Source organism: Streptomyces sp. NPDC059534 (assembly GCF_042743475.1).
Classification (GTDB): domain Bacteria; phylum Actinomycetota; class Actinomycetes; order Streptomycetales; family Streptomycetaceae; genus Streptomyces.
Genome location: NZ_JBHWAQ010000027.1, coordinates 93,063 through 118,858, shown reverse-complemented (window position 1 = coordinate 118,858; position 25,796 = coordinate 93,063). Strand labels below are relative to the sequence as shown.

25 protein-coding genes, 1 pseudogene and 1 riboswitch are annotated in these 25,796 nt (G+C 68.6%); of the genes and pseudogenes, 10 read left to right on the top strand and 16 right to left on the bottom strand.

What is annotated here, in order from left to right; genetic code table 11:
- Nucleotides 1-120: 120 nt before the first annotated feature.
- Nucleotides 121-1,274: pseudogene (locus ACFVZH_RS28670) on the bottom strand (IS701 family transposase).
- Between the two features lie 166 nt (nt 1,275-1,440).
- Here ACFVZH_RS28670 and ACFVZH_RS28665 point away from each other — a divergent pair.
- The gene (locus ACFVZH_RS28665) at nt 1,441-1,845 is read left to right on the top strand and encodes a type II toxin-antitoxin system PemK/MazF family toxin (RefSeq protein ID WP_384901675.1); all 405 of its coding nucleotides are present in this window, start codon (nt 1,441-1,443) and stop codon (nt 1,843-1,845) included.
- A gap of 314 nt (nt 1,846-2,159) precedes the next feature.
- Here ACFVZH_RS28665 and ACFVZH_RS28660 read toward each other — a convergent pair whose 3' ends face one another.
- Nucleotides 2,160-2,351, bottom strand: a complete 192-nt coding sequence (locus tag ACFVZH_RS28660) for a hypothetical protein (protein WP_384901673.1) — start codon at nt 2,349-2,351, stop codon at nt 2,160-2,162.
- 48 nt (nt 2,352-2,399) lie between these two features.
- The gene (locus ACFVZH_RS28655; RefSeq protein WP_384901671.1) at nt 2,400-2,597 is read right to left on the bottom strand and encodes a hypothetical protein; all 198 of its coding nucleotides are present in this window, start codon (nt 2,595-2,597) and stop codon (nt 2,400-2,402) included.
- 122 nt (nt 2,598-2,719) lie between these two features.
- Here ACFVZH_RS28655 and ACFVZH_RS28650 point away from each other — a divergent pair, with 122 nt between their 5' ends.
- Nucleotides 2,720-3,529, top strand: a complete 810-nt coding sequence (locus ACFVZH_RS28650) for a helix-turn-helix domain-containing protein (RefSeq protein ID WP_384901669.1) — start codon at nt 2,720-2,722, stop codon at nt 3,527-3,529.
- 310 nt (nt 3,530-3,839) lie between these two features.
- Here ACFVZH_RS28650 and ACFVZH_RS28645 read toward each other — a convergent pair whose 3' ends face one another.
- The 5 genes from ACFVZH_RS28645 to ACFVZH_RS28625 all read right to left on the bottom strand — a co-directional run bounded on the left by ACFVZH_RS28645 (nt 3,840) and on the right by ACFVZH_RS28625 (nt 6,625).
- Nucleotides 3,840-4,217 carry a fic family toxin-antitoxin system, toxin component gene (locus ACFVZH_RS28645; protein ID WP_384901667.1) on the bottom strand — a complete coding sequence of 126 codons (378 nt, stop codon included), beginning with the start codon at nt 4,215-4,217 and terminating at the stop codon, nt 3,840-3,842.
- Complete coding sequence (locus ACFVZH_RS28640; RefSeq protein ID WP_384901666.1) at nt 4,217-4,456, bottom strand: hypothetical protein; 240 nt, start codon at nt 4,454-4,456, stop codon at nt 4,217-4,219. The genes ACFVZH_RS28645 and ACFVZH_RS28640 overlap by 1 nt, the downstream gene beginning before the upstream one ends.
- A gap of 268 nt (nt 4,457-4,724) precedes the next feature.
- Entirely contained in the window at nt 4,725-5,471 is a 747-nt protein-coding gene (locus ACFVZH_RS28635; RefSeq protein WP_384901664.1) for an anti-sigma factor domain-containing protein, read from the bottom strand.
- Nucleotides 5,468-6,034 (bottom strand): sigma-70 family RNA polymerase sigma factor, encoded by a 567-nt coding sequence (locus ACFVZH_RS28630; RefSeq protein WP_384901662.1) that lies wholly within the window; start codon nt 6,032-6,034, stop codon nt 5,468-5,470. Before ACFVZH_RS28630 ends, ACFVZH_RS28635 begins: the two co-directional genes overlap by 4 nt.
- 153 nt (nt 6,035-6,187) lie before the next feature.
- Nucleotides 6,188-6,625: an ATP-binding protein gene (locus tag ACFVZH_RS28625; RefSeq protein WP_384901661.1), complete on the bottom strand. Its 438-nt coding sequence runs from the start codon at nt 6,623-6,625 to the stop codon at nt 6,188-6,190.
- Nucleotides 6,626-6,912: 287 nt separating this feature from the next.
- Between ACFVZH_RS28625 and ACFVZH_RS28620 the strand changes: the two genes are divergently transcribed.
- Nucleotides 6,913-7,305, top strand: coding sequence for a hypothetical protein (locus tag ACFVZH_RS28620; RefSeq protein WP_384901659.1), 393 nt, complete (start codon nt 6,913-6,915; stop codon nt 7,303-7,305).
- 225 nt (nt 7,306-7,530) lie between these two features.
- Here ACFVZH_RS28620 and abc-f read toward each other — a convergent pair whose 3' ends face one another.
- From abc-f to ACFVZH_RS28600, 4 genes are all read right to left on the bottom strand, one after another.
- Nucleotides 7,531-9,129, bottom strand: a complete 1,599-nt coding sequence (abc-f, locus tag ACFVZH_RS28615) for a ribosomal protection-like ABC-F family protein (RefSeq protein ID WP_384901657.1) — start codon at nt 9,127-9,129, stop codon at nt 7,531-7,533.
- Nucleotides 9,130-9,516: 387 nt separating this feature from the next.
- The gene (locus ACFVZH_RS28610) at nt 9,517-10,074 is read right to left on the bottom strand and encodes a YceI family protein (protein WP_384901656.1); all 558 of its coding nucleotides are present in this window, start codon (nt 10,072-10,074) and stop codon (nt 9,517-9,519) included.
- Between the two features lie 165 nt (nt 10,075-10,239).
- Nucleotides 10,240-10,680, bottom strand: coding sequence for a YybH family protein (locus tag ACFVZH_RS28605; protein WP_384901654.1), 441 nt, complete (start codon nt 10,678-10,680; stop codon nt 10,240-10,242).
- Nucleotides 10,681-10,755: 75 nt separating this feature from the next.
- Entirely contained in the window at nt 10,756-11,292 is a 537-nt protein-coding gene (locus tag ACFVZH_RS28600; RefSeq protein ID WP_384901653.1) for a hypothetical protein, read from the bottom strand.
- Nucleotides 11,293-11,566: 274 nt separating this feature from the next.
- On the opposite strand from ACFVZH_RS28600, the gene sigJ reads away from it, so the two are divergent.
- The gene (sigJ, locus tag ACFVZH_RS28595) at nt 11,567-12,505 is read left to right on the top strand and encodes an RNA polymerase sigma factor SigJ (RefSeq protein ID WP_384901651.1); all 939 of its coding nucleotides are present in this window, start codon (nt 11,567-11,569) and stop codon (nt 12,503-12,505) included.
- 307 nt (nt 12,506-12,812) lie between these two features.
- Here sigJ and ACFVZH_RS28590 read toward each other — a convergent pair whose 3' ends face one another.
- On the bottom strand, nt 12,813-14,324 hold the full coding sequence (locus ACFVZH_RS28590) for a multicopper oxidase family protein (protein WP_384901649.1): 1,512 nt from the start codon (nt 14,322-14,324) through the stop codon (nt 12,813-12,815).
- 496 nt (nt 14,325-14,820) lie between these two features.
- On the opposite strand from ACFVZH_RS28590, the gene ACFVZH_RS28585 reads away from it, so the two are divergent.
- Nucleotides 14,821-15,465 carry a GAP family protein gene (locus ACFVZH_RS28585; RefSeq protein WP_384901647.1) on the top strand — a complete coding sequence of 215 codons (645 nt, stop codon included), beginning with the start codon at nt 14,821-14,823 and terminating at the stop codon, nt 15,463-15,465.
- Nucleotides 15,466-15,890: 425 nt separating this feature from the next.
- Here ACFVZH_RS28585 and ACFVZH_RS28580 read toward each other — a convergent pair whose 3' ends face one another.
- A complete protein-coding gene (locus ACFVZH_RS28580) occupies nt 15,891-16,271 on the bottom strand; it encodes a thiol-disulfide oxidoreductase DCC family protein (RefSeq protein ID WP_384901646.1) in 381 nt (126 codons plus the stop codon).
- A 532-nt stretch (nt 16,272-16,803) separates the two neighbouring features.
- Nucleotides 16,804-16,945, top strand: a riboswitch (SAM riboswitch).
- Between the two features lie 189 nt (nt 16,946-17,134).
- On the opposite strand from ACFVZH_RS28580, the gene ACFVZH_RS28575 reads away from it, so the two are divergent.
- Nucleotides 17,135-17,857, top strand: a complete 723-nt coding sequence (locus ACFVZH_RS28575) for an IclR family transcriptional regulator (protein ID WP_384901644.1) — start codon at nt 17,135-17,137, stop codon at nt 17,855-17,857.
- A gap of 357 nt (nt 17,858-18,214) precedes the next feature.
- Nucleotides 18,215-18,418: an EF-hand domain-containing protein gene (locus ACFVZH_RS28570; protein WP_384901680.1), complete on the top strand. Its 204-nt coding sequence runs from the start codon at nt 18,215-18,217 to the stop codon at nt 18,416-18,418.
- Between the two features lie 518 nt (nt 18,419-18,936).
- On the opposite strand, the gene ACFVZH_RS28565 is transcribed toward ACFVZH_RS28570, so the two are convergent.
- Complete coding sequence (locus tag ACFVZH_RS28565) at nt 18,937-20,631, bottom strand: CocE/NonD family hydrolase (RefSeq protein ID WP_384901642.1); 1,695 nt, start codon at nt 20,629-20,631, stop codon at nt 18,937-18,939.
- A gap of 763 nt (nt 20,632-21,394) precedes the next feature.
- Here ACFVZH_RS28565 and ACFVZH_RS28560 point away from each other — a divergent pair.
- On the top strand, nt 21,395-22,594 hold the full coding sequence (locus ACFVZH_RS28560; RefSeq protein WP_384901641.1) for a serine hydrolase domain-containing protein: 1,200 nt from the start codon (nt 21,395-21,397) through the stop codon (nt 22,592-22,594).
- 309 nt (nt 22,595-22,903) lie between these two features.
- Here the strand turns inward: ACFVZH_RS28560 and ACFVZH_RS28555 are convergent, their stop codons facing one another.
- Nucleotides 22,904-23,581 carry a DUF998 domain-containing protein gene (locus tag ACFVZH_RS28555; RefSeq protein ID WP_384901639.1) on the bottom strand — a complete coding sequence of 226 codons (678 nt, stop codon included), beginning with the start codon at nt 23,579-23,581 and terminating at the stop codon, nt 22,904-22,906.
- A 293-nt stretch (nt 23,582-23,874) separates the two neighbouring features.
- On the opposite strand from ACFVZH_RS28555, the gene ACFVZH_RS28550 reads away from it, so the two are divergent.
- Nucleotides 23,875-24,534, top strand: coding sequence for an MSMEG_1061 family FMN-dependent PPOX-type flavoprotein (locus ACFVZH_RS28550; RefSeq protein WP_384901637.1), 660 nt, complete (start codon nt 23,875-23,877; stop codon nt 24,532-24,534).
- Nucleotides 24,535-25,097: 563 nt separating this feature from the next.
- Nucleotides 25,098-25,706 (top strand): hypothetical protein, encoded by a 609-nt coding sequence (locus ACFVZH_RS28545; protein ID WP_384901635.1) that lies wholly within the window; start codon nt 25,098-25,100, stop codon nt 25,704-25,706.
- The last annotated feature ends 90 nt before the right edge of the window (nt 25,707-25,796 follow it).

Genomic DNA, 25,796 nt, shown 5'->3' with positions numbered 1-25,796 from the left:
TCCGTGAGACCGCCCCCGCACGATCGAAGCCCCGCTACACTCCAGCCGCCCAGCGAAACCCGCAGGTCAGACAGTAAAATCCTGCTGGAGTACTAATACTCCAGCCGTAGATCGTGATCTTCATGCTTGAGCGGCTTGTCGTCGGTAGTGGCTGGTCTGGGATCGGGCCTGGTGGCGGCGTCGCCAGACGGACCAGCCAAGCCGGTGGACAGGGTCAAAGACGCGCTGGATGACGAGCGTGATGAACAGTCGTTGGATCTCGTTGCAGGTGAGCGGTATCAGCTCGTCGGGTGAGGGATGACGGTCGTGTTCGTTCGCGCGGACGACGGCGAGGAAGGCGTGCGCAAGCATGGCCAGGGTGACCCAGCGGGACCAGGACGAGTAGCGCCGGACCTGGTGCTCGTCCAAGGCCGCCAAGCCCTTACCAGACTGGAAGAACTCCTCTACCCGCCACCTTGATCCAGCGACGCGCACCAGGGTGGTCAGCGGCACTGCGGCCGGGCGAGTAGCAGCGGTAGTACGCGAGTTCGCCGGTGCTGCGGTTGCTGCGGATCAGCAACTGCTAGCTCCCGGGCCGGGGGTCGGTGAGGTCGATGACGGCCCAGTCGTAGAAGCGGTGGCCCTTGGCTCCGCCCCCTGCGGACAGCTTCTGCCAGGCCCTCTTGGGCACCTTCCTGGCCAGCGTGTCCGCGCGGAACTTCCCGGCGCCTGTGGTGACCCTCGTCTCCCGCGACCCATGCGGCCCGGTGGCCGGCGTCCAGGAATCGGGTGACCATGCGGGTGGCCAGCTCTGGCTTGGTCGCGAACTCCGTCTTGTCACCGAGTCCGGCGGCCCGGCAGCGGTCGGGGTCGGAGGTCCAGGAACGCGGAACATAGAGTTCCCGGTCGATCGCCGCGTGCCCTCGCGGGGTCGAGTAGGCGAGGTAAACGGCTACCTGGCTGTTCTCGACGCGTCCGGCGGTGCCGGTGTACTGGCGCTGGACACCGACAGTGTCGGTGCCTTTCTTCACGTCGCCGGTCTCGTCGACCACCAGCACCGCCTCGTCGTCGTGCAGATGCTCCACCACGTAGTCACTCACGTCGTCACGGACCTGGTCGGCGTCCCACTTGGCCCGCCCGAGCAGGTGCTGCATGCCGTCCGGGGTCCTGTCCCCGGCCCACTCGGCGATGGTCCAGCAGTTCTTGCGCGGCAGGTCCGACAGCAGGCCGAGTACCAACTTCCGGGCTCGGCGCCGGGATTCGACCTGCGTGAACCGTCCCGCTATCCGGCTCATCAGGCCCTCGAACGCCTCCTGCCAGTGGGCAGGGTTTACGCTGTGACCTGCGGCCACCGCGTGATCTTCAGTCTTCACACACCGATGATCAACGGTGGCCGCACCCGTCTCCACAGCGCGTCAGGCTCGCGCAGCGTCTGTCTGCCGTCCTGTGTCTGGAGGACTTGTGCAACGTGGCGAAGTCTGGTGGGTCCAGTTCGACGAGCGGAGGTTGGTCGTACTGCTGTCGGGAGACGACGCGTCCGGGATCCGGGTGATGCAGGTCGTCGCTCCGGCGGGCGTCGACATCAGCGGTCTGGGCATCGAAGTGATGGTGGGCGCCGGTGAAGGAGTGCCGTTCGAAGGCGTGCTGCGGCTCGCGTTCCCGCGTCCAGGCTTCACCCCTTGCACGTGGCTGACCACTGTGTCACGGGACGACCTGATAGAGCGGGCGGCCGTCCTGTCCTCGGCGAAGCTCAGCGAGATTGACGATGCCCTCCGACTCGCTGAACAAGCGCAGGATCAGACCCCGGCGACGACCGCGAAGCTCAGCGAGATAAGGGACGCCCTCCGTCTCGGTGAACTCGGGTAGAGGAAGAAGGCGCCGACGCCGTGGGCGGTCTCGGCCAGATGGTCGACGCTGTCCGACTGTCGCCTCGGCGCCCCTCACCATCGAGATCACGATCTACGGCTGGAGTACTAAGAGGACATCTGATCAACGTTCAGGTGACTGTGTAGGGGATGTCCGTTTCGGTTCGCCGGATTGGTGCGGATTCTCCGGTAAGTTCGCAGCTCGTTTGTTAGCCATGGCCCAATGGATCATCGTTCGGGATCGCTGCGGCAGGGCTTCGCAGTCTCGGCTAGGCGGCTGTGCTACATCAACCAGCCGAAGGTCCACTCGATCACCTATCGCTTGGGAATCGGCTGGACGCCCTTCACTCGTGGTCGCTGCACCGGTTCCATGTCGATCCCGCGACTGGCCCCGTGCTGGACGACACTGGTCTGGTAGCCGCCGTCGGCCCACACCTTGGTCACTGCCGAATGGGCCGCCGCCGGCTCGGTCAGGGCCTGCTTGCCGCCGGCAGAGTCGTGGAGCATGGCAGACCAATGAGCCGCCGGCCGGTGGGCAGGCTGGTTATGGATCGTTCAGGTGAACAGGGCGGTAAGGGCCGCGGTCACGGCTGTGGCGAGGGTGACGACTGCGACGAAGGCGGTGGCGGCGCGGGTGAGGGCGGCAGGGTAGGTGGCGCCGTCCATGCGGGCGAGCTTGCCCGCGCCGGCCGCGGCCAGCAGGGCGACGACGATCACAAGGGCGGCGGTCTGGAGAACGACAGCGATGACCACGGCAAGCTCCCAGTAATTGGTGGGGTGTTGACGTGTTCGAAGGTCGCCGAAACGGTGTCCGCCGGGGTTCGCCGGACCGAAGATGGACACCGGCGAACACATCCAGAGCTGGGGGCGAGCGCGTGCACGACGAGCAGAATACGGACAATCCGGCACTGGCCGAACTTCGCAGGAGACTAGAGGCCGGGCGGACCCGTTTGCGGCTGGACAAGAAGGCTCTGGCCGGCCTCGCGGGGCTGGGGCGTACGACAGTGTCGGAAGCTTTCCAGGCCGACGGGCCGGTGCCCTCGGAGCGCACTGTGCGGGAGCTGGCTCGGGTGTTGCGACTGCCGGTCGAGGAGTTGGGGACGCTGCAGCAGGCCGCCGGCCGGGCGCCTGTTGATCGGTCGGGCCTGGGCAGGTTGATCGGGGAGTGGGAGCCACACGAGCTCCGGGAGGAAGCCGGGGACCGGGAGAGCGCAGAAGCCCTGGCCCGGCAGGTTGCCGCCTACGGCAACGCCGGCGTCCTGTACCGGCTGGCCCAAGTCCGGGAGGAAGCCGGGGACCGGGCAAAGGCCGAGACCCTGGCCCAGCACGCCGCCGAACACGGCGACCCCTCCGTCTTCGGCCGTCTGGCCCTACATCGAGAGGAGGCAGGAGACCAGGAAAGCGCCGAAACCCTGGCCCGGCAAGCGGCCTACCACGGCGACCCCGCTGCCCTGCATCACCTGGCTCTGCGACGCCGGAACGCCGGGGACCGCGACAACGCCGAAACCCTAGCCCGGTGGGCCGCCGACCACGGCGAGACCACCAACGTCCGTCTGGCACAGGTAGAAGGAGTCCTCAAAGGGCTCTGGCCCCATGGTCTGGACCCGGACGGTACGCCGACGCCCCCATGGCAGCCGTCGGTGTCCGCGCTGCTTGACCGGCTTGTACCGCCGCACGGGTCGTGAGGGGGCCCAGCCGTTTGCGGCTGATGGCGATCCTGCCGACCTTTTCAGTCTTGCAGCAACAAAGACCCACGCGGACCGTGCTGCTGGGCGGAGCTGTCGGCGTGCGGCCCCGCCCACAGGGGTTCGGCCCTGGGCGCTGAGCATGGCCGCTGCTTCGAGCCATGCCTGGTCACGTCCGGCGCTTCCTGACCGCTCGAACCAGTTCAGGGTTTTGTGAGGGGGGCGGTGCAGTCGACGGCCGACGGTCAGCATCGGCAGGATGCGGGTGGCGGGTGACTACTGAGGTGGGCAGCACGGAGAGCCGTGTACGTCAGGTAGCGGTGGGCCAGGTCCGCAGGAGGGCGGCGATCCGGCCGCATGTGCAGGCAGGGTCGAGGAGCAGGTCCTTGAGCGCGATGGCATCCCCGCGGGTGGGCTTGACTGAGACGCCGGCAGCTTCGAGGTACATGACGCCGGTCGCGGCGGCCACGGCGAGGTTGGAACGCTCCAGCCACCGGCACCGGCCCAGAGTGTGTATCAGAGCGGCGGCTTTGGCGTAGGGGCCGTCGTAGACGGGCTGCTCGAACAGTTCGGCGCGGTGCCGGGCGACAGCCGAGACCGGGACGCCATAGTCGTCGGGAGCCGGATCGTCCGCTCCAGCCGCCTCGGCGACCTGCAGGATCCAGGGAACGTCGATGTGCAGCTCCATCAGGCCGCGCGCGTTCCCCGAGGGGCATGCTGATCCTGCTCGGCCTCGTCGAAGACCGCTTGGTGTTCGGCCAGGAAACGGGCGGCCGCGGCCACCGCTCGGGCACGCAGACCACTGGCATCGTCCTGTACCAGCCGGGCGAGGTAGTCCCCCACACTCAGCCCCAGGTCGGCAGCACGCTTCCTCGCGAGCTCCGCGACATCCTCATCCACGCGCGCACCCAGCTGTGTCTTCGCCATACCTGCATGGTAACAGCCGTTACCACACTTGCCGACCCAGCCACCCGTGCGTCGCGGAGCCATCCCCGCGGGTGCGGGGAGCGCGGCCACTTGCGCTGCACGCAAGCGTGCGGTCGGGGGGCATCCCCACAGGTGCGGTGAGCAGCAGCTTTACATCACCCGCAGCCGCACCTGGACCACTTTTCACCGAAACCGACAAGCCGTCCCGACCCGTTGATGGGCGAAGGAGCGCGTGGTCGATGAGTGGTTCTCGCGAGCCGTCCTCGCTTCATGTCCCGATGGAGATGATCCCGAGGGGTTCCGAGGTGGGCTGGGTGGAACCGCCTGCGGGTTCGACGGTGATACCCACGGCGGTGGCGTCGCCGAGTGGCCCCGCGAGCAGGCGGGCGGAGTCCTGGCCGGAGGCGGGCAGCAGTCCGGCGGGCCGGAGGTCGCCCGTTTCGGCGGCGTACCAGAGTTCGTACACACGGTTGCCGGTCAGGGCCGGCAGGTCTCGGGCGGTGAACGCGGCCCGGTTCTGGCTGTGGGAGACGACTACGGCGGCACTGGCACCGTCGGGAAGCTTCTGCGTGTGAAGGGTGGCGTCGGGGGCTGTGAGGACAGCTGCGAAGGCCGCTCCGTCGCCGTGTGTCCGCGCTTCGGCCTGGATGGCCCTCGTGCGGGCGTCGTCGGCCTCGGAGTGCTGCCACAGGGCGAAACCGCCGAGCGCGGCGGCGACCGCGAGGGACGCGGCCAGGGCCATGTTCATCACGCGTCCGTGCGGGCGTGGCCGGCGGAGAGTGTGCTCCTGGCGGACGGTTCTGATCCGATCGAGGGTACGTCGACGCAGCTCGGGGGGTACGGCGATGGTTTCGGCGGCGGCGAGGGAGGCTGCTGTCCGTTGGAGTTCGTCGGCCTCGCGACGGCATGCTTCGCAGCTTGCCAGGTGGTTCTCGAACGCCGCTTCCTCGGCCGGAGGCAGAGCGTGCAGGACATACGCACCTACGGCGGCGTGCGGGCTGTCTGCAGGCGTCATGATCCCTCCTCCAGACAGGCGCGGAGCCGGCGCAGTCCTGCGCGCATTCTCGACTTGACCGTGCCCGGCGGGGTCGACAGGGACCGGGCCACCTCGAGATAGGTCATTCCCTCGTAGAAGGCGAGCACCAACGGAACCCGGTGGACACTGCCGAGCCGGGCGAGGCAGCGATACACACGTCGGCGTTCCTCCCGGCCTTCCACCGCCTCGATGACCTCGTCGACGGGGCGCCCGGAGGACAGCATCGCGGCATGTTGTTCCCGCTCCGCGCTCGCCTGGACGTTGCGTACCCGGTCGACGGCCCGGCGGTGTGCCAGGGTGAGGACCCATGCCTTGGCCGTGCCACGTTCGGGCCGATAGCGGTCAGCGGTCCGCCATACCTCGATCATGACGTCCTGGGTCACCTCCTCCGCCAGCGCGGTGTTCCTCAGGATGCGGCAGGTCAGTGCCATCACCGAGCCGGCGAGGGCGTCGTACACGCCCGCGAACGCCTCGTGGTCCCCGTCGGCCGAACGCGTCAGCAGCTCCTCCACCGCCGCGTCCTCCGCGTGTCCCTGCGGCACGCGCTGCTCACCGTCCTCTGCGTCAGCCGTCCGCCGCTCCTGCGGCGTGGATCTGGTGCTTCGGCTCTGCCCCTGCCCGACTCTGCCCGTGATCCCCGACCGTCGCCGGGCGGCGGCGGCAATCGGGTGAGGGTCGCGGGGACGGGGGCAAGTTCATGGCGGGTCGCCTTCCCCCGCGCCGTCGTCTTCGAGGCCGAGCACGACGTGCACCGTCTTGCCGCCGAGGGCGGGAACCACCTTGATGCGCCCTCCCAATCCCCGGATCAGACGGAAGCCGAGGCCGCCGCGCTCGTCGAGGGGTGCGTCCCACGACGTCTGGGGAAGTTCCTCGCTCTGGTCGGCGACGGCGATGTCCAGCAGCGTTTCGCGGATGGTCAGCGTCAGCACGCAGGGACCGCGCGTATGGCGAACGGCGTTCGTCACCAGTTCCGAGACGATCAGCACGGCGTCCTCCGTCCGGTCCGGCCGGCCGCCGTTTCCCGCTAGCCAGCGTGCGGCAACGCGTCGGGCGGTGGCCGGTGTCCGCCAGTTGTAGGGAAGACCGAGGCTGTGGCGTGTCGCGGCCGGTGCCGACACGGTGGTAGTGATCATGACCGCCCCCTGGCGACTCGGTTGGGACGTGTGGTTCTGCTGGGTATTCGAAGCCGCGCCACCGGTGGATGACGAACAGGGCGCGGGACGGCGAAGGCATCGCATACGGCCATTCGAGAAATCCGGGCATCGGTTCATCCGCAGCGCCTGCTGCTTCGAACCCACTACGAAGTGCACGGCGAGACTCAGGGCTCTCGGCCCTCGCCACACAAGCCGGAATGTCCGCTCTCACGCTGACTCTCGTTCCGTGCAGGCCCAAATCGGATCGTTCGAAGGAGGTGTGTTCCATGACCAGGTCCATGCGAGTCCGCCGGCTGGTGGCGGGTGCCGCCGCGTCCGGCCTGCTGGCAGGCGGCGCCGCGCTCGGCATGTCCGGCTCGGCGGCAGCTGCTCCTGCCCCGACGTCCGTCGCCACCACTGTCGTGGCCGGCCACGGCGATGGGCACGACCGGCACGACCGGTGCGAGTGGAAGAAGGGGCACTGGGAGAAGAAGTGGGTGAAGGGGCACTGGGAGAAGAAGCGGTTCAACCACGACACCTGGCACCAGGGACATCACGACCACCATGGGAAGTGGCAGCACGGCTACTGGCAGCATGACCACTTCTACAAGTGGGTCTACGTTCCCGGGCACTGGGACCACGTCTGGGTGAAGGGGCACTGGGACTGCCGCCACCGGTGACTCGCGACCGGCAGGGAGCAGGGGTTCACCCCACCCTGCTGCGGCGACGATCGGAGTCCCGATGTCCACCGCACGTCGGGTGGGCGGAATGGATGGGGCAGGGCCCGTGACGCACGGGCCCTGCCTTCTTCGGTGGTTGTCCTGGGGTTGGGAAGCGATGTCGTCCTGGCGGCAGTCGCCGGCGGTGGTGCCGACAAGGTCACCAAGCCGGACACCGTCGCGGTACTACTGGACCCGGCCTGCCCGCAGGTGCAGTTCTTCCCCGCCGAATCCGGCGCGGAATCCGGGGTCGTGCGAGACCGCGACGACGGTTCCCGGGTACTGGGCCAGGGCCTGCTCCAGTTCCTCGACCAGGGACAGCGCCACGTGGTTGGTGGGCTCGTCCAAGACCAGAAGGTCCACCGGGCGTGTCACCAGCCGAGCCAGGGCCAGGCGCCGTTGCTGCCCCGCGGAGAGCGCGACTACGGGCACTGCCAGATCATCCTCGCGGAAGAGACCGAGGGCCAGCAGCCCCTCGGCGTGCTCCTCGGCCGTGCCGGGCCGACCGGCCGCGAAGGCATCGAGCAGGGGGCGGCGGCTGGGTGCGGCGGGGAGCTCCTGCGGTAGGTAGCCGATGCGGGCCGGGAGCCTCGCACGGCCGGTGTCGGGCTCCAGGTCACCGGCCAGTACGCGCAACAGGGTGGTCTTGCCTGCCCCGTTGGGGCCGGTGACCAGCAGTCGCCCGCCCGGGGCGACGGCCAGGGCCTCGATGTGAAGTCGGCCTCCGACGGTGACACCGGCCAGCAGAGCGGGATCGGTCTCGGGGCTTGCGGCCTCCAGGGCCGCGGTGAAGCGCAGCGGCTTCGGCGGGGCGGGCACGGGCGACTGCTGCAGCCTCCACAGCTGCTGCCGGGCCGCGCGTACCCGGCCCCCGAGCTTGGCCTCGTGGGAGCGGCGGTGCTTGCCGAAGCCCTCCTGCGGGTCCTTGCCGGTCACGGTCAGTCGCTCGCCCGCGGTGTCGACCAGCCTTTCGGCCTGGGCCAGTTCGGTCAGCCACTCCTGGTGGCGCTGTTCCCAGCGTGCCCGGGCGGCGGCCTTGGCGGTGCGGTAGCCGGACCAGCCGTCGCCGTACCGGGTGATCGAGAGGGTGTCGCGGTCGACCTCCAGGATCGTGGTGGTCACCCGCTCGAGGAAGCCCCGGTCGTGGGTGACGGCGACCAGTGTGCCGGGGTGGGCCCGCAGCTGCCCTGCCAGCCAGTCGACGGCGTCACGGTCGAGGTGGTTGGTCGGCTCGTCCAGCAGCAGCAGCTCCGGCTGCGCGGCCAGGACGCAGGCCAGCGCCAAGCGGGAACGCTCCCCACCCGACAGGGTGCACAGGACGCGGTCGGCGGTGATGTGGGTGAGGCCCAGCCCGTATATCGCGGCCTTCACTCGCGCGTCGGCCTCGTAGCCGCCGCGTTCCTCGAACGCTGTGAGCAGCTCCCCGTACTCCTCGAGGGCCGCTGCGTCGGTCAGGTCCTGTTCGGCCTCGCGCAGGCGCCGCTCCAATTCGCGCAGGTCGCAGAGGGCCTCGTCGATGGCGTCCTGGACGGTGAGGGCGGGGTCGAGGTCGAGGGTCTGGGCGAGGTGGCCGGTGCCGCCGGGGAAGGCGACGGTCAGCTCTCCGGTGTCGGGTTGCTCCAGCCCTGCCAGGAGGCGTAGGAAGGTGGACTTGCCGGAGCCGTTCTCTCCGATCACCCCCACTCTTTCGCCGGGGCGGACCGTGAGGGTGACCTGCTCCAGGACGGAGCGGTCACCGAATGCCTTCGAGACGTCTTTCATCGCCAGTTGGGCGCGTGCCTGCATGATTCGTTTCCCTGAGTCGGGGGCGTACAGGGGGGCGGAAGGAACGCCGGGCCGCCGCAGCTCATCGGAGTGCGGTCAGCCCGGGCGTGGCGCCCTGAATCAGCGGAAGTCGTGATGCGAACCCATGTCCCCACCATAACAAGACGAACCGTCTCGTGACATCTTGAATCGTGGGGTCGCGCGCGTGCAGGACTCGCCTCCGCCGGCTTCGTGTGCTGCCACTACTACTGGTCGAGGGTGACGGCGACCTGAACCAGGTGGGCGTGGTGATTCCACGTGTCCACGGTGTGAAGGGTGGCGGGTGTGTCCCGATCCCGCTCGGTCGAACCGCAGAATCGGGACATCGCGCGATCAGTGGATGGGGGCCTGGCAGCCCGTCCGGGCGGGTCACTTGTAAAGAACGGCCTGGATTTCGAGGCTGATCGACACCTTGTTGCCGAGCGCGACGCCACCGGCGTTGATGCCGAAGTCGCGCCGGTTGATCTCCGCGGTCGCGGAGAAGCCGGCCCGCTGTCCATCCCGCTGGTCCGAGCTGAAGGCGTTCACCTTGAGGGTCAGCGGTACCTGCCGTGTGATGCCGTGCAAGGTCAGCTCACCGTCGACGGCCCAACCGTCGACGGTCTGGCGGATGCCGGTCGAGCGGTAGCTCACCGTCGGGTACGTGTCGACGTCGAGGTACTCGGCGGCGTGGAGGTGGTTGTCGCGCTTCTCGTTGCCGGTGTCGATGGATGCGAGGTCGATCGTCGCGGTGACCGACGAGCGCAGTGGGTCCTCGTCCGTGACGAGCGTGACGTCGTGGCGGGTGAACCGGCCCCGCGTCTTGCTGATCCCGAGAAGGCGGACGGAGAAGGCGATCTCGGAGTGCGCCGGGTCGGCCTTCCACGTGCCGGCCAGATAGCCCGGAATCGCGGCGGTCGCGGGGGCGGTGTTCATGGGTTCGTTCACGGCTTCCTCCATGGTTGTGCGGCCGCAGCCGCACGGCGAGGGTGATAGTCGGTCGGGGTCGGGGCCTGTGTTCCATCGCGAGCGGCGCGCCCAAGGGAGCCGGGGATCCCAAGACGTCGGTCATCGCGCACAGTTGCCTGGTGTTGCTCGAACTCCTGCGATCTGTCAGGGCTCAAGGTCGACCGCTCCGTTGCCGCTCGCGATGTCGAGCGGCACCGAGACGTGGTCGTGCGTGATCAACCACGTCCCGTCGATCTTCCGGAAGCAGTACGTGACCCTGACCCACATACCGCCCATCGCCGTCCCGTCCTTCAGCGTGCCGCCGAGACGAGCAAAGGCGTACCCGAAGGCCACTTCATCGGCCATGGTGAGGGTCAGCTCGCGAACCTCGTAGGTCACGCTCTCGAGGAACACGAACACGGGCGCCCAGTCCTTGAGTTTCGCCTCCACCCCCACACTCCGGAGCGGCGGCTCGATGTCGAAGGACACGATGTCCGTCGCGTACAGCATCTTCAGGCCCTCCGGATCCTTGGCCTGGAGGCTCTCGGCGATCATGTCCACCTGCCGGCGAATCTCGGCTTCGTCCCTCTCGCGTTGCGTAGGCATCGCGACCTCACCTTTCCTTTCACGTTGGAATCCTGGCTTCTCACACACTCCGCTCTGCGGATTGCGCTGCACCTCTCAGTGCAGGATTTCGGCCCGCACTCTCTCTTTCGGCGTTGCGATGTCCCAGTAGCGAACGATGCCCCGCGCATTACTGAAGTCGCCTGTACCGCCGGTGATGGCCATGTCGAGCTGGCTCGTTCCGCTCACCCAGAGCGACTGCATCGCCAGAGAGCCACGGTTGAGTTCCATCGTGATCAGGCACTGTGTCATGAGTTCTTCGCCATTGATGTGGATGACCTGGCACGCCCCGCCCCCGCGTCCGACACTGCGGCCGTCCTTTATCGCGGTGCCGGAGTAGACGTACGTATCACCCAGGCTCGGCCCTTTCGGGTCGAGATCGGTATACGCGTACTGGTCGTTCTGAACCTTGAGTTCGAGGACCTCGACTCGTCGCTGTTCCAGGGCGTCAGCGTCTGCACTAGTTACGGCAAAGACGCCGATCAAAGCGGTGACCAGCGATATGGCGAGGAATTTTGTGATCGACGCTCGTGTGTTGTTCTTCCTCCGATCCCTGTCATGCACGCCGACGGATCCCAGCCTTCTGGTGACCACGATGGAACCTCCTCATTCGCTCAAGCAGTTTCTGCCCCTGATGGGCGTTGCCGGTCAGACGAGTCCCGGAGGGGCGACCTCGCCGCCGCCCTTGGAGCGCCCTGTAGACACGCCGACGAGCTGAGCCCCGACGTGCTCGCTGGGTGATGTGTTCGTCCCACCGGTTCGACAGCGCAGCCCCACGGAATGTGAGGCTGGTGCGTCGCCTCACATTCCGTGGGGCTGTGTTGTCGAACCGGTAAGGGCAGATACGACGAAGGGAGCCGTCGGCACCATGAGTAACCGATCCGAGCCAGGACACGGCCGGCCCGATCCGGGCCTGGACGCGCTCATGAGCGAGCGTCGCCAACTGATCAATCTCGCGTACCGGCTTCTGGGTTCCCTGGCCGAGGCAGAGGACGCCGTCCAGGAGACCTACACCCGCTGGTACGCCATGTCACGGCAGCAGCAGGACGCCATCGAGAACCCCGCCGCCTGGCTGACGACCGTCGCCGGCCGCATCTGCCTCAACCTGCTCGGCTCGGCGCGGGCCAGGCGAGAGACCTACGTGGGCGACTGGATCCCAGAGCCGCTGCCCAAGCATTCGGAGTGGATCAGTGGGCGGGCGGACGGTGCGGCGGCCGATCCGGCCGACCGGGTCACCCTGGACGAGTCGGTCAACCTGGCCTTCCTGGTCGTGCTCGAATCGATGACCCCGGCCGAACGCGTCGCGTTCATCCTGCACGACGTCTTCTGCCACTCGTTCGCCGAAGTGGCCGAGATCCTCGGCCGGACCCCGGCGGCATGCCGCCAGCTGGCCTCCTCGGCCCGCCGCCGCATCCGGGCCGCGCGGCCTTCCACGACTGCTACAGCCCAACGCGCCGCCGTCGTCAGAGACTTCAAGCAAGCCTGGGAGGCCAAGGACATCGATGCCCTGATCGGCCTGCTCGACCCCGATGCCACAGCGATCGCCGACGGCGGTGGCCTTGCCCTCACCTTCCCGCACCCCATCGAAGGCGCTGAGCAGATCGCGCACGCCTGGCGAGAGATCGCCCGCAGCAAGCCCGACACCATGACGTTCCTGGAGCGCACGGTCAACGGCCAGCCCGGTCTGGTGGCTCAGCAGGACGGCGCCATCGTGTCGGTGTACGCGTTCGATGTCGCGGACGACCGGATCAAGCACATCTGGGTCGTACGCAACCCCGAGAAGCTCCATCGCTGGACGACGGGTTGAGGCGCGGTTCCCTACCGTCCGGTCCGCCGGCTCACACCCGCCGGCCGGCAGCACAGAGCAGGAACGAGGCCGGGGGCGATACCGATCCGGCTGTTCTCCATCCCCTTGCGCACCGGGTGCGCCGGCGAGACCGTTGTCCGACATGACGTCAGAGATCAAGGTGAGGGGCCACCATCCCGTTCAGGATGGTGGCCCTCGTCGGCCTACCCGTCGATCAGACTTCTCATCACGGCAGGCGCCACTGCTGGTTGGGGCCTCCATGACACGCCCAGAGCCCCTTGCTGTCTGTTCGCGCCGCTGGGGTTCCTCAGCGTCCGGCGGGGCGCGTCTGCGGCCGGCCGGGGCGGGTCTGCGCCTGGCCGGGGTTCGGCGCTTCGACGTAGCGGACGGTCTGCATCATGCCCAGGTCTCCATGGTGGAGCTGGTGGCAGTGGACGAAGGTGTCGCCGGTGAAGTCCTCGTACCGGACGAGGAACGTGGCGGACTGTCCGGGAGTTCCGCCGGGAAGGCCGATGGTGTCGTGCCAGGTAGGGGTCTCGAGCGGTTGGCCGTTGCGGTGGGTGAGCAGGACCTGATTGGTGTGCAGATGGAAGGGGTGGCTGCGCGCGGGGATGGTTTCGTCGGTGCGGATAGTCCATCGCTCCACAGAGCCGAGGCGCAGGGTGTGGTTGGTGTAGTCGGGGTCGAACAGGCCGTAGGCGGGGTCGTGGGTGAGGTCGCCTGTGGGATCGGCCGCGGGGGTGGGATGAGTGCCGAGCATGCGGTAGGCGTTGGGGAAGGGGCCGGTGAAGACGCCGGGGTCGGCGTGGAAGACCACTTCCCGGTCCGCGCCCGGGTGGGTGATGTCGTTCTCGTCGAGGAAGGGCCTGCCCTGCGGCAGTGAGGTCGGCAGTTCCATCGGAGGCTGTACGGGTTCTCCTGAGACCTGGATCGTCATCAGCGGGCCGGGGGCTGTTGCGGCGCGCAGCTGGTAGGTGCCGGGCGTGGCGCCCTGGATCAGGACGTCGGCGCGGTTGCCCATGCCCAGGTCCACGATGGTCTGGGCTCGTGGGGCGCCGAAGGTGACACCGTCCTGGGCAATCTGGTGCATGGTCAGGCCGTCGCCGACGCTGGTGCTGGTGCTTGTACTGGTGATCTTGAGCTGCAGGGCGGTGAACGCGGTCGCGGCGACCAGTCGCAACCGCTGGACCTCACCGGGGCGGAGGGTGAGGGTGGGGTTGACCGTGCCGTTGACGGTGAAGAGGGAAGGGATGCCGTTCACCCAGGTTCCGGAGGTGAAGGCGGGGACGTGGCCGTCCCTGAACTTCAGCTCGCTGATGCAGAGGACGATGTCGGCGGCCGCCTTGATCTCGGGGACCTCGTCGACATCGCCTTCGACGATGATCACGCCGGCCATTCCTCCGATGAGCTGCTCGGCGGTGGCTCCGTGCAGATGCGGGTGATACCAGTACGTTCCCGCCGGATGGTTCTCCGGCACGTCGATGACCGTCTCGTGCCTCGGCTCCGGGGCGCCGGCGGCGACCTCGTCCTCCGTGCGCGGCGCGAACTCCCGCAGGACGTTGTCGGCCTGCCCTGACGGGCTGACGTGCAGGCCGTGGGTGTGCAGGTTGAAGCTGTTGGCGTGATGGGGCGCGTGAGGATCGGTGGTGTGTGGCGGGTTGGGCGGCAGGCCGTTGACATGCGTCAGCCGCAGCGTGTCCCCGCCACACACCCGCAGGGTCGGCCCCGGGATGGTCCCGTTGTAGGTGCGGGAGGTGACCCGGCCGTAGCCCGGCACTTCGACGTCCGTGAACCGCACATCGAAGATCTGCTCAAGCACGCGTGATGCCGAGCCAGGCACCGGGCGTGCCGTCGCGACAACAGGCTGCGGGAAAGGCGCCTCCGCTGCCATACCCCGGCCGGCCAGGACACTCCCTGTCGCTGCTGCCAGAGCGCCGACCGGGATCGCTTTCAGCACCGTCCGACGGCTGACTCCACCACTGGATTCCATAACAGGGCAATCTAGAACAATGCTGCTTCAGTACCCGAGAGGCGGACGGCCGACACCACCGACCGCCACGAACAGGAGGGCCGGGCGGACGCCACCACTCACCCCAGCCCGCGCCTCCGTGGCCTCGCCGAAGCCGATACGGACGCAGGCCGGCAATGCAGGGTCCACGCAGACCGGCGACGCTTCGCGGGCGTGGCCTGCTTGACCGGCCGGAGTGTCGCCTGCAAAGTCGCTATGCGGACCCGAAGCAGCACTCGTCCCCCGTCGGCCGCCTCTCCCTCCAGGTGCGGCGGACAGCCCCGAGACCCAGGAGCAACCTGTCCCGATGGTCCTCGATCTGGTGCTAATCGGCACTGCCATCACCCTGGGGCCTTTGCACAACAGCGCCTTCATCCTGCTGCTCTCCTCACGGCGCGGCATCCGGCAGGGGCTGGCGTTCCTGCTGTCATGGCTCGCCAACCTGATCGCTGTGACCGCCGTCGTGGTGCTGCTGACCGGCGGTCAGCCCCCCGCCCGTCACAGCGCGCCCTCGACCGCCGGGCTCGCCGTGAAACTCGCCATCGGCCTGGTCCTGGTGCTCTACGGCGCGCACCGACACCGCCGGCCGCCCCGCCCGCACGGCCCTCCGCGCTGGACCACCCGGATCGACAACGCATCCCCCGTCACAGCAGCCGGCCTGGCCTGGGTGCTGCAGCCCTGGGCGCTGGTCGGCGCCGGCGCCGCCACCGCCCTCGACGCCGATCTCTCCACCGTCACCGACTGGCTCACACTCACCGGCTACTGCCTGCTCGCCTCACTCAGCCTCATCGTCATGGAGACGTACGCACTCCGGGCGCCCGCGGACGCCAACGCCCGCCTCAACGCCCTTCGAAACTGGCTGGCCCAACACCAGGAACAACTCATCGTCACCCTCGCCCTGATCGTCGGCCTTTGGCTGACGGCACGCAGCACCTACGAGCTCATCGCCTGACACAACCCACACGGCCCTGACGGCCATCACCCTCATCAGGCACGACAGCGACCGGCAGGAATCGTCCAGAAAGACACCGGGGCCTGCCGAATTCAGGTGGCGCCTTGCACGGGCGCCAGGCACTGCCCGGGCAGGCCGGAGCCGGCCGTCAAACCCACGACACACGCCGGGGACCAGACAGGATTTCACCAGGCAACAGACGCGACAGCGGCCTCGTGTGACCACCCACGTGACACCTCGCGTGACAACAGACGCAAGGCACGCAAGGCGCTCCCACCCATCCTGCGAGCGGGGAAGGGCTCCGGGACCGCTATTGGCCACCGGGCGATGGCCGTGGCCGCGTCGACCAGGCTACGGCTCCACCTGGCGTCGCCCGCCGCAGCGCCAGCAGCCAAGCGAGCCGTTTCAAGGCCCTCCGGCTCAGGTCACGACGGACGGCGGGGCGTGGTGCAGGCCGGTGTTCCTCCCGGTAGTCGGTGGCGGTGGGCCGCGACGAGACGGTAGGCGCATCGGGCGGCCCATCTCACGCCGGGCAGCAGGAGCACCGCGCCGAGAAGTGCCCAGGCCCCGCCCGCGCTCATGAGTGCCTTCGCGACGGCCCGGGCCCCTCCCTCCACCGCGCCGGCCGGTGTCACCCACAGCACCTCGTACTCGGCACGCTCTCGGGTGACGCCGAGGGCCTCGAGGTCCGCGTACTGCCATGGAATGAAGTCGCAGCGGGGCCGTACGCGCCTTTCGGCGAACTTTGCCGACGTCGTACAGAAGCCGCAGTCTCCGTCGTAGACGAGCACGGGCCGAGAACGCATATCTCCATCATGCTGCGTCGCGACGCCGGGGCCGCCGCCCGGCACGCCCACAACCCGGAGGCCGAACACTCCGCCCGGACCCCGGCGCACGCAGCTACAGTCGCCCTCGGCGAGAGCGGCACCCATGGCGGAACCAGCCCGCCACACAACACCGCACCCTCTGGAGCGAAGGGGCTGACGGCACAACCAGGCCACCGACACGGAGACCGCCCGCAGTGAGGGCACGTGTGAAGGCCCTGGCGCACGCCGGTCGGTACTGCCCATGCGCCTCCCGCCCGGGGAGGCGGGAGGTCCGAAGGGGGTAACTGGTGCGAGGTAGCCAGCCGACGCCCCGGCCGGCCCTCATTGGAAGCACATGCCGGTCGTGGCGCCCCGCTGCCTGACGTCTCACAGCTCGGCCAGGAAGGTGGCACGGTCGATCGCAGCGCACGCCTGGTGAGTCTGCAGATCGACCAGGTCGTCGCGCGGCATGACGTTCACTCGCACGGGGCAGCGAGCACGGCAGCCCCGGGAGTCTTGTATCGTTCTCCGCGAATCATCCAGAGGGGTGGAGGGACCGGCCCTACGAAGCCCCGGCAACTCCCCGGTCGACTCGGCGCTCAATGTTCACGCCGTGTCGTCGGGATCAGTGCCAACTCCGGCTCGCGCCAACGTGGCGCGGGAAAAGATGAGGAGACACGGTGCTCTCTGTGCTGCCTTTCGCCCCGGCTCTGTCCACCCCGGGCTTTCCGCGTACCCATCTCGCGATCACCGCGGCATATCGGCCGACCGCTTCGGCCCTTTCCCGCTGATCATCCCTGCCCTCCCCTGAGCGAGGTCGCCGCAAGTCATGGCTCGCGGCACGAGACTGGAGTACCCCCTTCATGGACATTTCGGATATTTCTAGTGGTGTTGGCGTCCTCGACAAGGCAGCGGTGATACTCGGCGCGCTCGCGTCGGGCCCGGCCACTCTGGCGGGGCTGGTCGCTTCCACCGGCCTGGCCCGGCCTACGGCCCATCGACTCGCCCTCGCACTCGAACGTCACCGTCTGGTAGGCAGGGACGTGCAGGGCCGCTTCGTCCTTGGCCCTCGACTTGGTGAGCTCTCGGCTGCCGCGGGCGAGGACCGCCTACTGGCCGCGGCCGGTCCGGTCCTCACCTCCCTTCGGGACGCCACCGGCGAGAGCGCGCAGCTCTACCGACGCCAGGGTGAGCTGCGCGTCTGCATCGCCGCCGCCGAGCGAACCGCCGGCCTGCGCGACATCGTGCCGGTGGGGTCCACCCTCCCCATGAAGGTCGGCTCCGCTGCCCAGGTCCTGCTGGCCTGGGAGGAGCCCGAGCGCTTCTACCAGGGCCTGCAGGGCGCTCGCTTCACCGCCACCGCCCTGAGCGGCGTACGGCGCCGAGGCTGGGCCCAGTCGATCGGTGAACGCGAACCCGGCATGGCCTCCGTCTCGGCGCCGGTCCGCGGCCCGTCCGACCGCGTCGTGGCCGCCGTCACGGTCACCGGCCCGATCCAACGCCTCACCCGACACCCCGGCACCCGACTCGCGAAGGCCGCCGTCGACGCGGCCCACCGGCTCACCGAAGCCATTCACCACTCCTAACCCGTAGGGAGGGAGAGGTCTTGGGGCAGCGAGGTCCGCGAACGGGATTCGGACGTCGCCCACTTCCTCCTGCGGGCCTGGGTCAGGACTGGCTCGTCCTGCCTGGACGGTATCTCCGCCAGAACCGGCTTGAACTGGGTGTAGGCCACGTGTTGGCCTGGAGTGAAGATCAGGGACAGCGGGCAGCGGCCTCCGTACGCCCTCAGGTCCAGTAGGTCGGTAGGCGTGGATCCGCTGCGCCCGATGTAGTGAATCTGCCGGGCCTCGCATGGCGTACCGACTGACGTTTGATCCCAGGCGTCCCCTGCCGTGAAGTCATTCCCCGTACACGAACCTCAGGAGGACCAAGTGGGCAAGATGACCGAGGCCGAGGCCGAGGCAGTGTTCGCGGACATCGACACGGACGGAAGCGGAGAGATCCGACTGCGCGAGTTGAGGGACTACGACCTGGCCAACGGCGGCACCCTCGGCGGAGTAAAGCTCGCCGACTTCGTCCGAGAGGCCGACACCGACGGCGACAGGCGCATCAGCCTCACCGAGTTCAAGTCGTACTTCGCCTGACCCTCCCCCACGTCACACCACCCCACACCAGGCGCCAGCTGGCGGCGCATCCCCCTCCTCACCCGGGGCACGGGTGACACCGCCTGCTCACAGCCAAGGTTTCAGGCGGGTTCCGGCGCACATTCCGGATGCTGTTGGCCATCTTGTCGCGGCCGGTTGGCGTGGCGGTGTCGTACACCGCGTGGTGCCCGGACTCGCGGCCAAGGAGCGCGTGTTCTTACGGTCCTTGGCCGCAGTCATCGTTACCCCTGCCCGCGCGACCAGCGGCGCTTCGGTGACGACGGCGCTCCCCCCGGTGACGGGCATGGTCTGGGTGTTGCCCATGCCCCGGTGAGTAGGGCTTACGGGGTTCTTCGCGGGCAGGGTGTAGTCCACCCTGCCCGCGGTGGGGCTTGGTGCTCGTTGGCGAGGCTGAAGTCGCCGCCGACCGGTACGGCGATCCGTCGACGCGGGTCAGGGCGGTGAGGGTGGTGACCTCCTACCCGGACGGACCGTACCGGTGCGCCGAGGGGTGGGGGTCAGCCTACGGGGTGAAGGGGGACGTCGAGGTAGGACTCGGTGCCCTTCGGGGAGGTGATGTCGATGGTGAACACCGGGGTGGTGGTGTTGTCGTAGGCGAAGAAGGGGTCGTGGGTGTCGATGACCAGCTGGAGTCGGCGGCCCTTGGACACGACGTAGTCGGCCGGCTGGAGGGGGAAGGTCACCGTGGTGGCCTGGCCGGCCTGCTCGGCGGTGAAGGTGTACGGGGCGTGGGTGATGATGTGGGCCCTGCCGGTGGCCGGGTCGGCGTCCAGGAGGTAGGCGACGATCGTGGCGTCCGCCTGCTGCGGCTTGACCGTGAGCCGCAGTTCCAGATCGCCCCGGACGCGCGATGCCTGCTCCAGCGGCGTGGTGGCGAAGACGGCGGCCAGGCCACGGTCGATGTCGGCGGTCTTGTAGGCGTGGGGCAGGCCCAGGCGTTCGAACAGGCCGGTCTGGACCAGCTTGGGGGCGACGACGATGTCGGTGCCCTGGCCGGTGGCCTTCACCGAACGCGTCCAGCCTGCCTGCGGCTTGTCCTCGGTCAGCTGCCCGTCGCTCTGCCCGGAGGGGGCGTCGGCAAGGTGGAGCCGCTTCTTCGGCAGGGCGTAGTCGTCCCAGGTGGCGTGGCGGAGGTCAGAGAGGGGGTTGAACATGTACTCCGAGCGGACGTCGAACCGGGGAGGCTGTCCGTCGCCGGCGGTGCCGCCGAGGAAGTGGTCCATCCACCGGTAGGCCATGTCGGTGGGCTTGGCGGGGAGTCCGGCCAGGCCCGGGAGTTCGGCGTTGCCGTGGTCGCCGACCTGGACGAGGAGCGTCTTGGGGCTGGTCAGACGCTTGTGGAAGTCGATGACGGCGGGCACGGAGAAAATGGTCTCGTGCCAGGTGGTGGTCAGCAGGATCGGCGTCGCGTTGTCGTTGTACTGCGACAGGTACGCCTTGGGCGAGCGCCGCTCGGCGAACTCCCTGACCTGGTCGTCGATGGTGTTGGCGCGGATCTTCTGGATGATCTCGCGGAACTCGGGCGAGCACCGGTCCTCGCCGAAGAGCTGCACGAGCGCTTCGAACGCCTTGATGTGGCGGGTGCCGTTCTCGTACAGCGAGGTGAACAGGTCGGCCCAGGCGCTGGCGCCCGCGACGGCCTTGACCCGCGGGTCCTGCGCGGCCGCCAGCAGGCTCGTGCCGGCGCCGTAGGAGGCGCCGAAGAACCCGATCCGGTCCGCGTCGACACCGTCCTGCGCCACCAGCCAGTTGATGACCTCGGTGGCGTCGGACCAGTCCAGCGGTCCGGCCACCTGGATCTCGCCCGTGGACTTGGCCAGACCACGCTGGCTGTACGCCAGAACGGCGTAGCCGCCCTGCGTCCAGCGGGAGATCATGCCGAGGTAGGCCCGGTGCCCGATACTGATCAGCGGCGCGGGCAGCACGACCGCGGGGCAAACCTGCCCCGGCGCGAGGTGCCTCGGGACGCTGAGCGACGCGTCCAGGAGCGTCCCGTCCGCCATGGTCAGCGAGACCTCCGCGTACCGGCCGATCTCCGCGTAGACCTCGTACTCATCGGCCAGACCCCACTGGTCGAGACGGCCGATCCGGCGCGGCGACGGGTCGAGCAGCGCCTCACGGATCGCGTCCAACCTCGCGAGGTCTTCTGCCGAGAGCGCGAAGAGGGGATCCGTGGTTCCGTCTGCAGACATGGCTGTACCCGCCTTCTGTGAAAGGGATAGTGACAAGGTGTCGAGACACATGCTCACCCCGCCAAGATCACCCTGGGGAAATTTCCGCACCGGCCACTCGAATGAATGAACAGCTCCTCGCAAACCCCAAAGCGGACAACAGGCCATAGGTCGACCGAGAACAGCCGAGCGCAGCCGAAGGCACCGGTCAGCAGCACACTCACGCGAGGACGGCCGTCAATCCCCGGTGCCGTCGTACCAGGCAGGTGAAGCCCAGCCAGGGCGCTGGCGGCCCCGCCCCTGAATAGGCAACCGCCCCCGGCTGCGGCGCGACGGACGGGGCGATGTCGAGGGTCCCGTTGAGGCCGGACCCAGACCCGGAGGCCAAGGGCGGGGCAGGGGCAGGGCAGGGGCGAGGCCAGCAGGCCACCGGCGATGTGCACGGCGTGGCCTCACACAGCTCGCCGTGTCGCGCCACTGGTGCGGTGCGGCGTAGCTGGACAGCCGGTCCTCGGCGTCGTCGGTCAGCTCAAGCCGCGGAGTGTCCGCCCGGAGATGCTGCTCTCCCCCTGCGCCAAGGACGGCCGTAGCCGTCGGCATGATGGCGGCGCAGCAGCGGACCTTGTGTGTGACGTAGGGAGCGATTATCCGTCCCCTGGGTCTCCCTGATGAGGAGTCAGGGTCGGTTCGGGGTTGGACCGGGGTGATCCCGGTCGTCGCGGGCGTGCCAGGCGGACAGACTCGAAACGAACTTGATCACTGCTTCGAGAGGTGGAGTCGACCCATGCGTCGTGCCACGCGTCGTTCATCGTTCCTTGCCCTGTCCGCCGCTCTGGCGTTCGGTGCCGTCGCGCCCGCCCAGGCTGCCACCGCTGGGCCCACCCCGGAGCTGGACCGGGCAGCGCTACGTTCGACGATCGTCCCGCGTCCGGGTGACGGTGCGGCCGGCGTAGTAGCGGAGGTGCACAAGAACGGGGAGACGTGGCGGGGTGCGGCGGGGGACGTCGTCACCGGTCGGCATCTCTCCCCGCGCGCGCACTTCAGGATCGGCAGCATCACCAAGCCCATGGAGGCGGTGATCCTGCTCCAGCTGTCCGCCGAGGGCCGTGTCGACCTGGACGAGAGCGTCCAGCACTACCTGCCCGGCCTGCTGCCGGAAGACCGGTTCAAGGAGCCGATCAGCGTGCGGCAGTTGCTCAACCACACCAGCGGGCTCCCGCAGGACTTGGAGGGCGCGCCGGCCGCCACGCCGGACGAGGAGATCGAGCAGCTGCTGGGCTACGTCACGTTCGACGAGGTGATCCGGGAGACTCTCCGCCCCGAGAGCCGGCCCGGCCCGGGGCCGCGCTTCAGCCCCGGCACACGTCAGGAGTACAACTCCTTCGGCTACCGGATCGCCGGGAAGCTCATCGAGGAGATCACCGGGCACTCGTACCAGTACGAGGCGACCACCCGCATCCTCAAACCGCTGAAGATGCGGGACACCCGAGCCGCCGTTCCGAACCGCAGCACGCCCGTGCCCCGGCCGTACCTGCCCGGCTATCTGGCGAACAGCGGGGGCGACCTGGTCGATGTCAACGTGCAGGGTGGGTTGCCTGCGAGCATGACCTCGACCACGGCGGATCTGGACCGGTTCATATCCGGCCTGTTCGACGGCCGGCTGCTGCCCCCGGCTCAGACCGCCGAACTGTTCGCGATACCGAAGGGCATCGATGGCAAGCCTCTGCCATACGCGGATGGCTCCCACTGCAACATCGGCCCCGGCAAGGGCACGGCCTGCTTCAGCGTGGGGCTGATGTCCACGCCGCTTCCCAACGGGTCGCTCCTGTGGGGCAAGACGGGATCGGATCCGGGATACCGGAGCGGTGTCTTCGCCTCCCGCGACCTCAACTTGCGCGCCGTCTACGCGGTGGGCACCGCGGGTCCCATCGACGGCGTCCCTGCGGTGGCCCAGCGACTGGCCCTCGCGGCCTTCGGCAGCTAAAAGCTTGTCCCGAACTACGGGGTGAGCTGGTGGTCTGCCTGGCAGTGCGGTCAGCAGGTGGAATCGAGGACGGTGAGCGAGTGCCCGTTGCACGGGGTCTTGAACAAGTGGTGGCTTCGTGTCATCTGTACGGCACGGAGGCTCCGTCCGACCCGTTGGACGTGTGACTGATCGACAGCGAAGCGGTCGCCACGCGCATCACGACCGGTTCGGACTGATGCCTGATCATCGAGACGGCGGCCCACTTCTCTGGATACGACATGGCGGAGTCAGGAGTATGCGAAGAGGACCGGGACCGGACCACACCTCTCAACCAGCATGACTGAGGCGTTCTGTCGGCATCGCCTCGTGTGTGCGACCTGCCCGGTGGAAGACGCCATGGGCGCCGACAGCCAGCGCCCAGAGCAGGAGAGGGAAAGCAGCGATCCGTTCCATACCTCCCATGCCTAGGCCGAGGTAGTGGCGGGAGAGGAACAGCCCGAGGGCCGTGATCGCTGTGAGTCCCAGCAGGCCGGTCCCCCACCGCAGGGGGGTTGGTATGCGCTCTGCCAGGGCGAACCCCGCCATGACGAGACCGATGTTGCCGGCTGCCATGATGAGGAGGGCGCCCAGGACATGCTGGTTCTCGTTGACGTCCGCAGGAGCCAGTCCGGCCAGCGCGAATCCCAAGCCGGCACCGGCGAGCAGCCATTGCGTCGTGGTAGCGGCCCGGCCACTGCGCCAAAGGACACCACTGGTCAGAACGGCGCCGACAACGAGCAACACTCCCAGGACGACGAACGAAACGTTCATCAGGCCGTGCTCGGGGGAACAGATGTACCGCGGCTCGGGCTCTGGCTGCAAGGCGCAGTGAACGTTGCCCAAGTCGCTGATGTTGTTCCGCGCCCAGCTATACGGTCTGGCCCAAGCCAACTCGGCGATGACGTGGGCAACGAAGAACTGCACCACGCCGACGATCCATGCCCAGTACCCGATCCGGACTCTCACCTGTCCACCTTCCGTTCCACGAATCTCGTGCGGACAGCCGATCACGCGGCGCCGCACTCAGGCACTCCGACAAGCCCCCTTGAGCGGAGTGGGGTAGGCCCTACTGCGCGAGGCGAGCGGCATGTTGCGCGGGTACGGCTTGGATGCCGTCGGCGGAGCGGCAGGGAGTGCCACGTAGGAACGTGGGCCAGGCAAGGTGGAGCACAGGGGAGAGATATCCGGGTCCTCCTCCAGAACGGCATCGGAAGGGTAGGCGCCGGAATCCCGGGCGTGGTCGAATTAGGGTCCGGAGCATGACAACACCCCTTACCGGCAGCGCCTTCGACTCGCTCCGCCTCGACGCCGTGCCCGACCAAGAGGCGCTGCGCCGGGCCTACGCACTCCCCAGCGACGCGTCCGTGCGCAAGCAGATGACAGAACTCACCGCACAGACCCGGCGGTTGATCGGATGCTCATCGCTGGTCCTGGTCGCCAGCGCGGACGCCGAGGGCAACTGTGACGTCTCCCCGCGCGGCGGCCCCGCCGGGTTCGTGGCCGTCCTGGACGCACGCACGGTGGCGATACCCGACGCGACGGGCAACAAGCGTCTGGACACCCTGCAGAACGTCATCGCCACCGGACGGGCCGGGCTGCTGTTCCTCATCCCAGGGCGCACCACGACACTCAGGGTGAACGGCCGGGCCTGCGTCTCCACCCGCCCGGACCTGCTGTCGCAGCTGACCGCTGTGGGCAAGCCGCCGGCCAGTGCGCTGGTGCTGGGGATCGAGGAGGTCTACCCGCACTGCCCGAAGGCGCTCCTACGCAGCGCTGCCTGGAAGCCGGAGCAGTGGCTGCCGGCGGATGCCCAGCCGACCTCGGCCGAGGTGACGCTGGCTCAGCTGCGGATGCCGGAGCTGACGATCGCTGACATCGAGCAGGCGGAGGCGGAGACGCTGAAGTACCGGTACGAGTAACGGGCCGACCAGCAAACGCTGAACTGCCACCCCGCCGGTCTGCAGGCCAATACGCTTCGAGATCAATCCCGGGTGGCCAGCCTGTAAGCAACTGCGGCACAGTCCAGATGATGCATTAGGGCAGCCGCAGCGGCGGCCCGTCTGGGGGCACCCGGGGCGTGGAGCTGGTCACTGACAGAGGGCGCTTAAGCGATTCTCGTACTCACAGCGGGTCTGTGCTGGGCCGGGATCGCCGAGGCGCCCGGGGCGCCGTCGAGGGGTTGGCAGCGGGCGAGGAGTGGGCGGTGGACCGAGGGCACACGCTGTCGCAGAGCGTGCAGCCCTGGCCGCGCCGTACGATCACGCCCTGGTCGGGCGCGGTGCGCACTGCGGGATCCAGCTCGGGCGGAGGAAGACGGCGACCTTACCCGCTTGTCGAGGGTGACCGGCAGCGCCGGGGCCGGAGTGCTGGCGCCGCCGGTGTCATCCTTTGGTCGCCCATCGGATCAACCCGGCGGCGGACGCTGAGGTCCCACCCCGCACCCGAAGATCGACAACGTCGGATCTCGTCGGGGAGGGCACACATGACCACGCCTGCCAGGGGCACGGCAACGGCAACCGAGATGGCGGTCGGCGCGCCGACCGGCCGTAAGCCCGTCGAGCCCGTTCCCCGCTGGGCGGTCCGGGTGGCCCATGCCATCCCACTGTGTGTCCTGCCGTCTGGGTTATGGCGTGTCGCGCTGGTGCTGGGCCTGGCCGGCTACGACGCGGACTACCACTGGTCGGTGTGGGAACGCCCGTACGTGATCGGGCTGTCCCTGGTCTCCGAGGGGCTCGCGCTGCTCGCTCTCGGGCTGGTGCGGCCGTGGGGCGAAGTCGTCCCGGATTGGGTACCGAGGCTGCACGGTAGACGGATCCCGATCCCGGCGGCCGTCGTTCCGGCCGCAGTCGGGGCAGCACTGATCATGATGTTCTGCGCGTACGCCGTGCTGAATCAGATCTTCGGTTTCGTGGAGCCGTTGAACGAGGACGGCAACGGTTCCCCTACCAGCGGTCCGGCCGCCTGGGCGCTGTGGACGTCGTACGCTCCGCTCCTCGTCTGGGGACCGCTCCTGGCAATCCTCACCGTCGCGTACTACCGACGCCGCCGAGCGAACGACGCATCGGCCGCCGCGTGGCCCGAAGCCGGATAGCCGGTCCGATGGGCTGCCGTTGCGCAGGCCGACCGAGCCCGCATCGGATGTCCGGGCCCTCGGCCAGTCCTCGGCGACGGTGACGTCCCT

Excerpts from the sequence above, each read along its gene's own strand:
- ACFVZH_RS28635 (WP_384901664.1), bottom strand. The coding sequence starts at position 5,471 with ATGACGCCTGCAGACAGCCCGCACGCCGCCGTAGGTGCGTATGTCCTG.
- ACFVZH_RS28570 (WP_384901680.1), top strand. The coding sequence starts at position 18,215 with ATGACCGAGGCCGAGGCCGAGGCAGTGTTCGCGGACATCGACACGGAC.
- ACFVZH_RS28560 (WP_384901641.1), top strand. The coding sequence starts at position 21,395 with ATGCGTCGTGCCACGCGTCGTTCATCGTTCCTTGCCCTGTCCGCCGCT.
- ACFVZH_RS28550 (WP_384901637.1), top strand. The coding sequence starts at position 23,875 with ATGACAACACCCCTTACCGGCAGCGCCTTCGACTCGCTCCGCCTCGAC.
- ACFVZH_RS28545 (WP_384901635.1), top strand. The coding sequence starts at position 25,098 with ATGACCACGCCTGCCAGGGGCACGGCAACGGCAACCGAGATGGCGGTC.
- ACFVZH_RS28620 (WP_384901659.1), top strand. The coding sequence starts at position 6,913 with ATGACCAGGTCCATGCGAGTCCGCCGGCTGGTGGCGGGTGCCGCCGCG.
- ACFVZH_RS28660 (WP_384901673.1), bottom strand. The coding sequence starts at position 2,351 with ATGCTCCACGACTCTGCCGGCGGCAAGCAGGCCCTGACCGAGCCGGCG.
- ACFVZH_RS28565 (WP_384901642.1), bottom strand. The coding sequence starts at position 20,631 with ATGTCTGCAGACGGAACCACGGATCCCCTCTTCGCGCTCTCGGCAGAA.
- ACFVZH_RS28645 (WP_384901667.1), bottom strand. The coding sequence starts at position 4,217 with ATGGAGCTGCACATCGACGTTCCCTGGATCCTGCAGGTCGCCGAGGCG.
- ACFVZH_RS28640 (WP_384901666.1), bottom strand. The coding sequence starts at position 4,456 with ATGGCGAAGACACAGCTGGGTGCGCGCGTGGATGAGGATGTCGCGGAG.
- ACFVZH_RS28580 (WP_384901646.1), bottom strand. The coding sequence starts at position 16,271 with ATGCGTTCTCGGCCCGTGCTCGTCTACGACGGAGACTGCGGCTTCTGT.
- ACFVZH_RS28585 (WP_384901647.1), top strand. The coding sequence starts at position 14,821 with ATGGTCCTCGATCTGGTGCTAATCGGCACTGCCATCACCCTGGGGCCT.
- ACFVZH_RS28605 (WP_384901654.1), bottom strand. The coding sequence starts at position 10,680 with ATGCCTACGCAACGCGAGAGGGACGAAGCCGAGATTCGCCGGCAGGTG.
- sigJ (WP_384901651.1), top strand. The coding sequence starts at position 11,567 with ATGAGTAACCGATCCGAGCCAGGACACGGCCGGCCCGATCCGGGCCTG.
- ACFVZH_RS28575 (WP_384901644.1), top strand. The coding sequence starts at position 17,135 with ATGGACATTTCGGATATTTCTAGTGGTGTTGGCGTCCTCGACAAGGCA.
- ACFVZH_RS28625 (WP_384901661.1), bottom strand. The coding sequence starts at position 6,625 with ATGATCACTACCACCGTGTCGGCACCGGCCGCGACACGCCACAGCCTC.
- abc-f (WP_384901657.1), bottom strand. The coding sequence starts at position 9,129 with ATGCAGGCACGCGCCCAACTGGCGATGAAAGACGTCTCGAAGGCATTC.